General features: G+C 56.1%; 15 protein-coding genes. 10 read left to right on the top strand and 5 right to left on the bottom strand.

Features of this window, described 5'->3' with window-relative positions; all coding sequences use genetic code 11:
* Positions 1-68: 68 nt before the first annotated feature.
* The 3 genes from motB to hemB form a co-directional block, all read right to left on the bottom strand.
* On the bottom strand, positions 69-1,061 hold the full coding sequence (gene motB, locus H6853_08100) for a flagellar motor protein MotB (protein USO03471.1): 993 nt from the start codon (positions 1,059-1,061) through the stop codon (positions 69-71).
* A gap of 3 nt (positions 1,062-1,064) precedes the next feature.
* Positions 1,065-1,958 (bottom strand): flagellar motor stator protein MotA, encoded by an 894-nt coding sequence (gene motA, locus H6853_08095; GenBank protein USO03470.1) that lies wholly within the window; start codon positions 1,956-1,958, stop codon positions 1,065-1,067.
* A gap of 153 nt (positions 1,959-2,111) precedes the next feature.
* The gene (gene hemB / locus H6853_08090) at positions 2,112-3,206 is read right to left on the bottom strand and encodes a porphobilinogen synthase (GenBank protein USO03469.1); all 1,095 of its coding nucleotides are present in this window, start codon (positions 3,204-3,206) and stop codon (positions 2,112-2,114) included.
* A 198-nt stretch (positions 3,207-3,404) separates the two neighbouring features.
* Between hemB and H6853_08085 the strand changes: the two genes are divergently transcribed.
* Complete coding sequence (locus H6853_08085) at positions 3,405-3,875, top strand: winged helix-turn-helix transcriptional regulator (GenBank protein USO03468.1); 471 nt, start codon at positions 3,405-3,407, stop codon at positions 3,873-3,875.
* Here H6853_08085 and H6853_08080 read toward each other — a convergent pair.
* Positions 3,847-4,326, bottom strand: a complete 480-nt coding sequence (locus H6853_08080; GenBank protein USO03467.1) for a hypothetical protein — start codon at positions 4,324-4,326, stop codon at positions 3,847-3,849. The two genes, H6853_08085 and H6853_08080, sit on opposite strands and share 29 nt — an antisense overlap.
* 192 nt (positions 4,327-4,518) lie before the next feature.
* On the opposite strand from H6853_08080, the gene H6853_08075 reads away from it, so the two are divergent.
* On the top strand, positions 4,519-5,475 hold the full coding sequence (locus H6853_08075; GenBank protein USO03466.1) for a hypothetical protein: 957 nt from the start codon (positions 4,519-4,521) through the stop codon (positions 5,473-5,475).
* On the opposite strand, the gene H6853_08070 is transcribed toward H6853_08075, so the two are convergent.
* Positions 5,476-6,657, bottom strand: coding sequence for an acyl-CoA dehydrogenase (locus H6853_08070; GenBank protein ID USO03465.1), 1,182 nt, complete (start codon positions 6,655-6,657; stop codon positions 5,476-5,478).
* 16 nt (positions 6,658-6,673) lie between these two features.
* On the opposite strand from H6853_08070, the gene H6853_08065 reads away from it, so the two are divergent.
* Genes H6853_08065 through H6853_08030 form a run of 8 tightly spaced genes read left to right on the top strand, consistent with a single transcriptional unit; the run spans position 6,674 to position 12,491 of the window.
* Complete coding sequence (locus tag H6853_08065) at positions 6,674-6,877, top strand: hypothetical protein (protein USO04647.1); 204 nt, start codon at positions 6,674-6,676, stop codon at positions 6,875-6,877.
* 23 nt (positions 6,878-6,900) lie between these two features.
* Entirely contained in the window at positions 6,901-7,344 is a 444-nt protein-coding gene (gene rpiB, locus H6853_08060) for a ribose 5-phosphate isomerase B (GenBank protein USO03464.1), read from the top strand.
* Between the two features lie 20 nt (positions 7,345-7,364).
* Positions 7,365-8,654 (top strand): serine hydroxymethyltransferase, encoded by a 1,290-nt coding sequence (locus H6853_08055; GenBank protein USO04646.1) that lies wholly within the window; start codon positions 7,365-7,367, stop codon positions 8,652-8,654.
* Between the two features lie 10 nt (positions 8,655-8,664).
* Positions 8,665-9,144, top strand: coding sequence for a transcriptional repressor NrdR (nrdR, locus tag H6853_08050; protein ID USO03463.1), 480 nt, complete (start codon positions 8,665-8,667; stop codon positions 9,142-9,144).
* Positions 9,145-9,183: 39 nt separating this feature from the next.
* Positions 9,184-10,260 carry a bifunctional diaminohydroxyphosphoribosylaminopyrimidine deaminase/5-amino-6-(5-phosphoribosylamino)uracil reductase RibD gene (gene ribD / locus H6853_08045; GenBank protein USO04645.1) on the top strand — a complete coding sequence of 359 codons (1,077 nt, stop codon included), beginning with the start codon at positions 9,184-9,186 and terminating at the stop codon, positions 10,258-10,260.
* A gap of 10 nt (positions 10,261-10,270) precedes the next feature.
* Entirely contained in the window at positions 10,271-10,870 is a 600-nt protein-coding gene (locus H6853_08040; GenBank protein ID USO03462.1) for a riboflavin synthase, read from the top strand.
* Positions 10,867-12,003 (top strand): 3,4-dihydroxy-2-butanone-4-phosphate synthase, encoded by a 1,137-nt coding sequence (gene ribB / locus H6853_08035; GenBank protein ID USO03461.1) that lies wholly within the window; start codon positions 10,867-10,869, stop codon positions 12,001-12,003. The genes H6853_08040 and ribB overlap by 4 nt, the downstream gene beginning before the upstream one ends.
* Complete coding sequence (locus tag H6853_08030; protein USO03460.1) at positions 12,000-12,491, top strand: 6,7-dimethyl-8-ribityllumazine synthase; 492 nt, start codon at positions 12,000-12,002, stop codon at positions 12,489-12,491. Before ribB ends, H6853_08030 begins: the two co-directional genes overlap by 4 nt.
* Position 12,492 lies beyond the last annotated feature (1 nt).

Genomic DNA, 12,492 nt, shown 5'->3' with positions numbered 1-12,492 from the left:
ATTCCATAACATATAGTTTCTGGAGGGGGTGTCAATAGAGTCGCACTAAGTTATCGTAGCTTTGAAGTCTAAGGAAATTCAACACTTCCGGAAGAGCGTTGGTAGAGTTTTCTTTTCTCTTTTATTTCTTTGTGTTTCACCGCTTCGTTGCTGCGGTTGGCGCCTTCCTGCGTGGTGAGTTCCTGCCGCAGGAGGATGATGGAAATCCGGCGGTTGCGCGCATCCGCCGGGTCGTCGGAAAAGAGATGATCCTTGTCGGCCTTGCCCAGAACATTATTGACGCGGGATTTGGGCACGCCGGCATCGAGAAGAACGCGGCGGGAGGAATTGGCCCGGTCCGCGGACAGCTCCCAGTTCGTATAGGTGGCGCCCGCGCCATAAGCGACGCCGTCCGTATGGCCGCGAATGGAAAGCTCGTTGGGCGTTCCCAAAATGATTTTGGCTACTTTCTGCATGAGTTTGGTCGTTTTTTCATACATCTGGGCGCTGCCCGACGGGAACATGGAGGCGCCGTCCTGATCGACGATCTGAATGCGCAGGCCCTCGGGCGTGATGTCCATCATGATATTTTTGGCCAGGTCCTGAAGGTCCGGCGTTCCCTGAATGGCCTGATTGATGGCGCTTTCCGTTTTTTTGAATTCCTCATCCTCGCGCTTTTTGATTTCCGCGCGAAGTTTTTCTTCCTCGATCTTTGTGGGATCGTTGATGGTGTCCGGCGGATTGCTGCCTGCTCTGACAGCAGGAACGTCCGGCGAAGGCGGGGGGACGGGTTCTTTCTGGCTTATCATGGCGCCTTCCGGCGACACGGTCAGTCCGCCGAGCAAACCGCCTGCGCCGTCATCGCTCTTGCTGACCATCGGGGTGGGGTCGAAATATTCGGCAATCCCCTCTTTTTGCTCTTTCGTGGTGACGTTCAGGAGCCACAGCAGCAGGAAGAACGCCATCATGGCGGTCACGAAATCCGCATAGGCCACTTTCCATGCGCCGCCGTGATGGCCGCCGGCAACCTTTTTGACCTTTTTGATGATAATGGGGCGGAGTTCGTCCTGTTTATCAGACATGGCTTAGGCCGTCGGGCTGGGGAGTTCGTTGAGCTTCTCTTCCAGTTCAAGGAAGGAGGACTGGACATCATGCGGGAGGAACTTCCGTGAAAATTCAACGGCCACTTGCGGCGGCGCGCCGTTCAGGAAGGCAATAACCCCCACTTTGATACATCTGTAATACATCACTTCCGTTTCCCCGCGATGCGTCATCGCGCCCGCAATCGGAGCGACCATTCCATAGGAAAGCCACACCCCGAGAAAGGTTCCCACGAGCGCACCCCCGATCATTTTACCCAGAATCTCGGGCGGTTCGCTGATAGAGGCCATGGTCTTGATCACCCCCAGAACCGCAGCCACAATCCCCAGTGCGGGAATACCGTCTGCCATGGTCTGGACGGCGTGCCCCGGATGCCCTTCGTGATGCGCGATGGTTTCAATCTCTTCATCCATCAGCGCTTCGATCTGGTGGGGGTCTTCATTCCCCAGAGAGATAATCCGCAAATAATCGCATAAAAAGGTCACGGCATGGTGGTTGTTGTGAAAGCTCGGAAACTGTTTGAACATCTCGCTTTCATGGGGGTTTTCAATGTGCTGTTCCAGGGACAGCCATCCCTTTGTGCGCGCGATTTTAAACACGGAATAAAGCGTGCAGAGTAAATCCACATAATCGTCCTTGCTGTAGGCGGAGGGCTTTTTGAGGGCGGCCCCGAGTTGCTTGAGCGCCATTTTGACAACATCCATCGGGTTGGCGACAAGGAAAGCCGCCACGGCACAGCCGAAGATGATGATAAATTCTCCCGGCATGGCGGGAAGGATCGCGTGGGTAATCAGAGCGATGGCTTTGTCAACGCCCGCAGCCACCATCAGGCCGCCAAAGGTACAAACAAAAACGAGAAGCAGCCCTAGAAACTTCATGGCAGGAAGATACCCTTCTTTAGCTTGTTTTAAGCAGGTAAGAGAAACGCAAAAAAGAAAACGCAGCAGACACCGGCAGGGATTCGAAAATCCTTACCTGTTATTTATCGCCCGTTTTGCGCGTTTTTTCAAGGGAGACGCTTGTTTAAAAACCTATTTATCCAATAACCGGCAGGCGTCAAGGCTGCCATAGGTCAGGATCATGTCGGCGCCTGCGCGCTTGAAGGCCAGAAGGCTTTCCATCAGGGCGTCTTCGTAATTCAGCGCCCCTGCCGCCGCCGCATGTTTCAGCATCGCGTATTCGCCGCTGACCTGGTACACGGCCAGGGGAATGTCCGTTTTCTGCCGCAAACGCGCCAGAACGTCCAGATAGGGCATTCCCGGTTTGACCATCAGGATATCCGCGCCTTCCTGCTCATCCAGCAGGGCGTCGCGCAGCGCTTCACGGCCGTTGGCCGGGTCCATCTGGTATGTTTTGCGGTCTTTGCGGACATTCGGGATGTGGCCGAGAGAGCAACCCGCCGCCTCCCGGAACGGGCCGTAGAAAACGGAGGCGAATTTCGCCGCATAAGCCATGATGGGCACATGAGAAAAGCCCGCCATGTCGAGGGTATGGCGAATGGCGGATATCTGCCCGTCCATCATGCCAGACGGCGCAATCATGTCGGCGCCGGCCTCGGCGGAGATGACGGCCTGCATGGAGATATTCTCCAGTGTCGCGTCGTTATCCACATCGCCGCGCGCATCCAGCGGGCCGCAATGGCCGTGATCCGTATATTCGCAAAAACAGGTGTCGGCGATGACGGTCATTTCCGGCGCGGCCTGCTTGGCGCGGTCAATGATGCGGGAAAGAAGCCCGCCGGGAGTCATCGAGTCGCTGCCCGTGTGGTCTTTGTGGTGCGACACGCCAAAAAGCATCAGGGCGCGCACGCCGGCGGCGGCCGAGTCCTTTACAACTTTCTCCAGAGATTTCTCGGTTTCGCGAAAAACGCCCGGCATGGCGCCGATGGGCAGCCGCTGGTCTATCTCTTCCTCGACAAAGAGGGGGTAAACCAGATCTTCCTTGCGAACGTGGTTTTCGCGCACCATATCGCGCAGGGAATCGCTCTGGCGCAGGCGGCGCATCCGCACATGCGGAAACGTTCTGGAGGTCAAAGGCTTCATTTTGAGTGCTTCGGCATGGGATTTCGCTTCGGCGGCGCTTTGGGCCCTGCCTGTCTGATCGGGAAGAGACGATAAAGTCTTCATGGTGCTGCCTTTCGAGAATAGCTTTCAGGGCGACAGATTATTCACGCCGCGCCGTAATGTAAAGCCCTTGAGGACGCGGCATGCTTGCGCGGAGGACAAGATTTCGTTAATCTTTTACCCGTATCATTAAGTTTGCGCCTGTCAACCGGCGTGTCCACCAGCGTATTCTTGAAACAAACCAATTGCCGGAGTATCCAAGTGACAACACCATATTTTGAAGCTATCCAGAGAATCGAGCGCCTGCACCGGTATTTTCTGGATGTGGTCAAAGCGGAAATCGACCGTAAGGGGATTCGGGACGTCAACAACGTCCAGTGCATGATTCTTTACAATATCGGGCATGACGAAATGACCGTCGGGGAACTGACGCTGCGCGGCTATTATCTTGGGTCGAACGTGTCTTATAACGTCAAGAAGATGAGCGAGAACGGCTATATCGAGCAGGAACGCTCCGTTCACGACAAACGCTCCATCCGCGTGAAGCTGTCCGATAAGGGCAAGGATCTCTACCAGATGCTTTCCGACATGTTCGAACGGCATGAAAAAAAGATTGAAGGCACCGAACTGACCCCGGAACGCATTACCGAATGCATCAAGGCCATGGACATGTTCGAGCGGTTCTGGACCTCCCAGACCCAGTTTACAGGGCTGGCATCTTTGGACGATTAGCGCCCGCAGGGACCTCGACGCCGCATATTTTTTCCAGTTCTGCTTCGCCTCTTGCCCACAGGTATTTGAGAGCGATTGCAGAGGGCTTATATTTCCCTGCAAGGGGCCGGTATCTCAACCCAAGGTCGGCAATTGATTTTTGTGCGCCCTCATAGGAAAGTTCTACGGCGATGACAGGGTCCTGTTCCGGCGGGATGGCGACAAAATAGGGCTTTCCGAAGGCCCTGTGCGTGCAGACAAGCTGCGTCAGAACCGTTTGTTCGGGGTCTTCAAAACGGGCGCAGGCGGCCTTGCATACCGTTGCCGAGAAGAACGCTTTCCTGAAATCTTTAAGGCTAAGGAGGGTATAGGCATTTCCGGGAACGGCAAAAGTCCGCGGATTTTTTCTTTGTGCCGCGAGATTTTCAAAAACGCTGCTTATGCGCATCACTGTTTCGAGGACTTTGTTCATTTTCAGGCTCCGTTTGTAAATTTTATGGAAATATATAGCCTTGCCGGAAAAAGTCAACCTTTTCTGCAACGCTGGAAACCCTCTCCCAGGTTTTTTATTGACATAAAATTATATTGTTTGTAGAACGGGTTGGTTTTATGTCTATAGGAGGGTGTTGTGTCCGGATTATCATTGTTAAAAAGAGCTTTTGTTATGACGACTTGTGCCGTCTCTGCCTTGTCCGTCGCGGGATGTGCAAGCACGGACGTCTTGGACAGTATGTTTAAGACGGACAAGGAGCCGGAAGAGGTTCTTTCGTCCTTTTTCCGGTTAAAGGGAGAAGAGAAAAAAATTCTGGAGGCGCCTGATCTGGGGGCTCATGAAAAAATTGTGGCATTGCTGGATAAGGGCAAGGAGATCCACGATTTAACATCGCAAATGGATCCGGGCACGATTTCTATCGGCCTGGCGGTTCAGGAAGCGCATCTCAACAATCTCGGAGCAAAGCATCGTAAAATCAATCCGGACGACCAGGGCTTTCTGGAGAACGAAATCCGGTTTTTTAATACCAAGACGAATATCGCCACGGGGTTGCAGCTTCCCCTGCCGCATGTCTGGCTGGTGGAGGATTTGTCAACGAAGGTCGGTTACCCCGCTTTGTATGGGGGGTTTGGCGACGTGATCATGATCGACTCGAGCATGACGCCGGAACATATGAGCGCCGCTCTTGCCGCGGAGTTCGGGTCCCGCGCCACCAACAGGCTCTATGAAGCGGAAATAGCCTCGCGGATCGGGTATGACACGGTATTGAGCGTGATGGAAAAGGGGCAGTACACAGACGAAATGACGCAGGCGTTCAAGTTAGCGGCAGGCGTTCAAAGGGAATGCGAACTGACGGAAAACGTCATCGCGGCGAATCTTGTCGGCCCGAAGGATTACCAGCGCCTTATGCTGGAAATGTACGCGGACAATCCAACGTTTGGATACAACCCGGAGAACCTGATAGACGAACAGGATTTCATCGATCATTTCGAGATTATGGACCATCCAAGCCCGAAAATGGTGGCCGAGGCTATAAACCGTCTGGATAAGGACGGGTATTTCAACGCCATGCGACTGCCGAAGTCGAAATATAGCTGCGACGCGCCTTTCCGTCCGGCTGTGAAGTAACTAAGGCTGTCCGAAGGCCTGCAGCCCCGTCTGGGCTTTCCCGAGGATCAGGGCGTGGATGTCGTGCGTGCCTTCATAGGTGTTAACGGCCTCCAGATTCATCATGTGGCGGATCACGTGATATTCATCTGAAATGCCGTTGCCGCCCAGCATGTCGCGCGCGGTGCGGGCGATATCCAGCGCCTTGCCGCAATTGTTGCGTTTCAGGAGCGAAATGGGTTCATTTCCGCCTTTTTCCCGATCCCTCAAATTGCCCAGCCGCCAGGCGCCGATCAGCCCCAGCGTAATTTCGGTCTGCATATCGGCCAGTTTTTTCTGGATGAGCTGCTGCCCGCCCAACGGTTTGCCGAAAATGTGCCGGTCCATCACGTAATCCCGTGCGATATGCCAGCAGCTTTCCGCCGCGCCCATGACGCCCCAGCAAATGCCGTAGCGCGCCGAATTCAGGCACATAAAGGGGGATTTAATGCCTTCGGCCTTGGGCAGCCTGTTTTCTTCGGGGACGAAGACGTCGTCCATCATGATCCCGCCGGTAACAGAAGCCCGCAGGGAAAATTTGCCTTCGATTTTGGGAGCTTCGAGCCCCTTCATGCCTTTTTCAAGAAGAAGGCCGATGATCTCGCCCCCGTCATCCTTGGCCCAGACCACAAAAACATTTGCGACAGGGGAATTGGTAATCCACTGTTTGGCCCCGGAAAGCCTGTAACCGCCATCCGTTTTCCTGGCGCGGGTTTTCATGGATGAGGGGTCGGAACCGCCATCCGGTTCGGTTAAACCAAAACATCCGATAAATTCGCCAGAGGCCAGTTTCGGCAGGAATTTTTCCTTCTGCGTATCCGAGCCAAAGGCGTAAATCGGATACATGACAAGCGAAGACTGGACCGACAAGGCCGAGCGGTAGGCCGAATCGACCGCCTCCACTTCCCGCGCGATCAGCCCGTAGGAAACCTGGGAAACGCCGGGGCAGCCATAGCCCTCGATGGTCGGACCGAGAAGGCCGAGCTTTCCCATCTCTTTCAGGATGTCCGGGTCGAAATGCTCGTGCCGGTTGGCTTCGATAATTCCGGGCAGGAGAGTCTTTTGCGCGAAGCCGTGGGCGCTGTCGCGAATCATGCGTTCTTCCTCGGTCAGCAAATCATTGAGGAGAAGCGGGTCTTTCCAGTCGAATTCTGCTTTTTTCATGGCTATATATAAACACATGAAAGACGCGCCGTTAAGAGACCGTGAAGTTATTATCGAGTTTTTCCCTGTCGGGAATTATGTGCGCGTGGCTGCGATGGATACGAAAACCCTGACGGAAATTTCCATTCAGGGCCCCAAGAGCGCGTCGGAAGAGATTTTAAAGCGCAACGCGCTCAGGCGGCTCGAATATGTTTTGCGTAAAAAAGGATTGATTGAGTAGGGTAGAGTTCCTATACAAAGGGTATGGTTTTAAAGGTGGCAATCGCAAGCGATCACGCGGGTTTTGCGCTGAAAGAGTTTCTGAAAGAGAAATTCGATTCTCTGGATGCCGAATGGGTCGATCTGGGGACGGACGGGCCGGATTCCGTCGATTATCCGGATTTCGGCTATAAAGTTGCCGATTATGTGGCCGGAGGGCGCGCGCCGTTCGGCGTGGCGATCTGCGGCAGCGGAATCGGGATTTCCATTGCGGCGAACCGGAACCCGAAAGTCAGGGCGGCCCTGTGCAGGGATTCAAACATGGCGGCCCTGTCCCGGCAGCATAACGACGCCAATGTCCTGTGTCTGGGCGAACGGCTGACGCCGCCGGAAGAGGCGCTGGAGATTTTGAGAACATTTTTAACAACGGATTTTGAAGGCGGCCGGCATGCCGCCCGTGTGGAAAAATTAGGAAAGGAAACAAGATGAGCAATGCAGCGGAGAAAACGATGACAGATGACAGCTATTTCAGCGGGGACGTAAAGGACACAGACCCCGAAATATTCAAAGCGCTGAACGCCGAACTGGAGCGCCAGCAAAACCAGATCGAGTTAATCGCGTCCGAGAATATTGTCTCCAAGGCGGTTCTTCAGACGCAGGGCTCTGTTTTGACCAATAAATACGCGGAAGGCTATCCGGGAAAACGTTATTATCAGGGCTGCGCGCATGTGGATGTCACCGAGAGCCTGGCGATCGAGCGGGCCAAGAAAATCTTCGGCTGTCAGTTCGCCAATGTGCAGCCCCATTCCGGCGCGCAGGCCAATCAGGGTGTCTTTCAGGCGCTGCTCGAGCCGGGCGACACATTTTTGGGGATGTCGCTGGCGTCCGGCGGGCATTTGACCCACGGCGCGGCGCCGAACCAGTCGGGCAAATGGTTTAACGCCGTTCAGTACGGCGTGCGCAAGGAAGACGGATTGATCGATTATGACGAGGTGGAACGTCTGGCAGACGAGCACAAGCCCAAGCTGATTTTGGCCGGGGCATCCGCTTATCCGCGTGTGATCGACTGGAAACGTTTTCGGAAAATTGCCGATAAAGTCGGCGCGTACCTGATGGTGGATATGGCGCATTACGCGGGGCTGGTTGCCGGCGGGTCTTATCCGTCGCCGGTTCCGCACGCGCATGTGACCACGACCACCACACACAAAACGCTGCGCGGCCCGCGCGGCGGGATGATCCTGACCAATGACGAGGAGATTGCGAAGAAACTGAACTCCGCCATTTTCCCCGGCCTGCAGGGCGGCCCGCTGGAACATGTGATCGCGGCCAAGGCTGTTGCGTTTGGCGAAGTGTTAAGGCCAGAGTTTAAAAATTATGCGCAATCTATTGTAAGCAATGCAAAAATCCTTGCCGAAACTTTGATTGGCGGGGGGCTGGATATTGTCTCCGGCGGGACGGATTCCCATATTGTTCTGGTGGATTTGCGCCCCAAAGGCCTGACCGGAAAAGTTGTGGATGAAGCGCTGGAGCATGCGGGCATTACCTGCAACAAGAACGCGGTGCCGTTTGACCCTGAAAAGCCTTTCGTGACATCCGGCGTGCGTCTGGGGACGCCGGCCGGCACCACACGCGGCTTCGGCCCTGTGGAGTGGAAAGAGATCGGCGCGCTTATTCTTGAGGTGCTGGACGGGCTGGTGGCCAACGGTCCGGAAGGCAACGGCGATGTTGAGGCCGCTGTCAAAGCCAAGGTGAAGGCGCTGTGCGCCCGCTTCCCGATCTACGATCAGGCCGTTTCCTAGGGCTTGACACATGCACTGCCCGTTTTGCGGAAATGAGGAAACGCAGGTGAAGGATTCCCGCCCCACGGATGACGGGGCGGCGATCCGGCGCAGGCGGTCCTGTTCGTCCTGCGGGGGGCGGTTTACGACGTTCGAGCGGATCCAGCTCCGCGACCTGATGGTCGTCAAGGCGGGCGGGGATACGCAGCCCTTCGACCGCGAGAAAATCACCCGGTCCATCCGCGTGGCGCTGCGCAAACGCCCGATCAGCGAAGAGCAGATCGAAAAAGCCGTGAACGGCATCGTCCGGCAGCTTGAAAGCTATGGCGAGCCGGAAATTCCCTCCCGCGAGATTGGCGGGTTCGTGATGAACGCGCTGGTGGAGCTCGATATAGTCGGCTATATCCGTTACGCCTCCGTGTACAAGGATTTCCGCGACCCGGAAGACTTCAACGCCTTTCTGGACGAAGTGCAGAGTTTGCAGGTGGAAAAAAAGCGCGTGGCGGAATAAGCTCTTCCCGATATGCCGCATTATAACGATATTCATTACATGCGCTCGGCGCTGGGCCTTGCCCGGACGGGGCTTGGGCGGGTGGCGCCGAATCCGTCCGTGGGATGCGTGATCGCGAAAGACGGGATAGTGCTGGGACGGGCGCGCACGGCAGACGGCGGGCGTCCGCATGCGGAAACGATCGCGCTGGAACAGGCGGGCGCCGCGGCCGGAGGAGCGGATGTCTACGTTACGCTGGAGCCTTGCGCGCATGAGGGCGCAACAGGATCCTGCGCGCAAAGGCTTGTACAGGCCGGCGTGAAGCGTGCCGTGATTGCCGCGCCCGATCCCGATCCCCGCACAAACGGGAAGGGGCGCGACATTCTCCGGCAGGCAGGTATTGAGGTTGAAACCGGCCTTTGCATGGAAGAAGCGCAGGAAATCAACCGCGGGTTTATTCTTTCCCAAACGGCGCGGCGGCCTTTGATAACGCTGAAAACGGCTACGACGCTGGATGCCAGAATTGCAAGCGCCTCCGGTGAATCACAATGGATTACGAGCGCATTTTCGCGTCAATACGGCCATCTGGAAAGGGCCAGGCATGACGGCGTTGCCGTGGGGATAGGAACCGTTCTTGCAGATAATCCACGTCTCACATCGCGTCTTTCGGGGGTCGGCAGCACCCCTGTAAGGATCGTTTTTGATACGCATTTGCGTTTTTCTCCCGAGTCGCGACTTCTGAAAGACTTATCCACAGCGCCTTTGTGGATAATTTGCCGGGTTGACGCAAATCCTGAAAAAGAAGCGCAGCTTGAAGCAAAAGGGGTCAGGGTCGTGCCGGTGCCGGTTGACAACGACGGCCACTGCGATTTGCCCGCCGCGTTTACACAGCTTTGCACGATGGGGCTGACCCGTGTGCTGGTCGAGGGCGGCGCGGGGCTTGTGAGTTCCTGCTTAAAGGCCGGGCTGTATGACCGCCTGCTCTGGTTTCGGGCGGCATCCCTGTTGGGGGCCGACGGAAAAGCGGCTGTGGATAACCTCGGGATTTATGCCCTGAAGGATCGTCTGGAGCTAAACAGAACGGAAATTCGCTTTCTTGGCGCGGATTTACTGGAAATTTATACCGGAACCGCCTAAGGTACGCGCCATGTTTACAGGCATTGTAAAAGAAATCGGCTGTGTCGCCCGCGTGGAAGAAAAGCGGGGCGGCGTGCGCCTGTATATCCGCTCCGGCCTTGATCTGGACGCCGTGGAGATCGGGGCGTCCATCGCGTGCGGGGGATGCTGCCTGACCGTTGTGGATAAAGGGGAAGAGGGATTCGCGGCGGATGTGTCCGCCGAAAGCCTCTCCAAAACAACAATCGGGACATGGGCGGAAGGCAAAAAAATCAATCTGGAGCCCGCGCTGCGCACAGGGGATGAAATCGGCGGGCATCTGGTGACCGGACATGTGGACGGGCTGGCCGTCGTTGAAGACATCCGGGAAGACGGGGAGTCTCACCGCCTGACCCTTCGAATCCCTAAGGAACTGGCGGGTTACATTGCCTCTAAAGGGTCAGTGACCCTCGATGGCGTGTCATTAACCGTAAACGAGGTGCAGGGGGCCCGTTTTGGCGTCAATATCATTCCTCACACATGGGCGCACACATCGTTAGGGGGGCTGAAACCGGGAGACAGCCTCCATGTCGAGATTGATGTGCTGGCCCGTTATGTCGCCCGCATACTGGAAGAAAGGGGCGCGGCATGACGAAGGCAGTTTTAAAACGGACGATAAAAGATGCGCGGTTGTCCGAGGAGGACCAAGGCTTTTTATCTTCCATCGAAGATATTGTCGAAGATGTCCGCAACGGCAGGCCCGTTATTATCGTGGATGACGAAGACCGCGAAAATGAAGGGGATTTGATTATCGCCGCCCAGATGGCCACGCCGGAAAACATCAACTTCCTTGCCAAACACGGGCGGGGGCTGATTTGCCTGCCCATGGAAAACGCCATGGTGGAGCGTCTGGGCCTGCCGATGATGGGGCGCGGGGACAACACCCACCATCGCACGGCCTTTACCGTTTCCATCGAGGCCAGGGAAGGCGTGACGACAGGGATTTCCGCTTCCGACCGGGCCAAAACCATCCAGGCCGCGATCCATCCGCAAAGCGGCCCAAGCGATATTGCCACGCCGGGGCACGTCTTTCCGCTTCTGGCGAAGGAGGGCGGGGTTCTGATCCGCTCCGGCCACACGGAAGCCGCCGTGGATCTCGCCCGCATGGCCGGATTTTCGGGGGCGGGCGTCATTTGTGAAATTATGAACGACGACGGCACCATGGCCCGCCTGCCGGATCTTGTGTCTTTCGCGCAGTTGCACGGGCTGAAAATCGGCACCATTGCCGATTTGATCGCGCATCGGCGGTGCAAGGAAAAGCTCATTAAAAAGATAACAGAAGAAGATTTTACAAGCACTTATGGCGGAAAGTTCAGGTTACATCTATACGCAAATACGGTGCAGTACGCCGAACATATCGCCCTGGTAAAAGGGGAGACAGACCCCGAAAAGCCGACGCTCGTGCGCATGCACGCCATGAACGTGCTGAGCGATGTGCTGGGCGGGGGCGACCCTGTGCTGGAAAAATCCATGAAGATGATAGAGGAAGAAGGCGCGGGCGTCCTTGTTTTGCTCCGCGAACCCGATCCGCACGCCTTGTCCCGCCGCCTGCAGAAGAAAGAAGACAAGGCCGCAAACCCTTACCTGCGCAATTACGGTATCGGCGCCCAGATTTTGCTTGATTTGGGGATCAGGAAAATGGTTCTTCTTACCAACAGCCCCAAGGCCGTTGTGGGGCTGGAAGGGTATGATTTACACATCGCGGATTACAGGAACATCTTATGAGCCAGCAGCCTAACGCCGATTTTAAGGAAGCGCCGCACATCATGGTGATCGAGGCCCGTTTTTACGAAGATGTCTCGGACAAGCTTGCGGAGGGCGCTCTTGCCGCGCTGGAAAAAGCGGGGGCGACGTATGAGCGCTACGCTGTGCCGGGGGCGCTCGAAATACCCGCAGCCATCGGTTTCGCGGTGCGGGGGCTGGATTTTTATACGGCCCGCAAGCGCTTTGATGCCTATGTCGCGCTGGGGTGCGTCATCCGGGGGGAAACGTCCCATTACGATACGGTGTCCGAAGAAAGCGCGCGCGGCCTGATGGATCTATCCATCCGGCACACATTATGTATCGGCAACGGTATCCTGACATGCGAAAACAAGGCGCAGGCCATGGTCCGCGCCGACCCGGAACAAAAGGACAAGGGCGGGGACGCCGCCCGTGCCGCCCTTGAGATGCTTTCCCTTAAGTCCCGTTTCGGGATTTACCCGCGCAGTTGAG

The organism is Rhodospirillales bacterium, assembly GCA_023898765.1.
Lineage (GTDB): Bacteria > Pseudomonadota > Alphaproteobacteria > Micavibrionales > Micavibrionaceae.
Note: the sequence above shows the minus strand (reverse complement) of the source record. Positions and strands in the feature narration are given on the sequence as shown.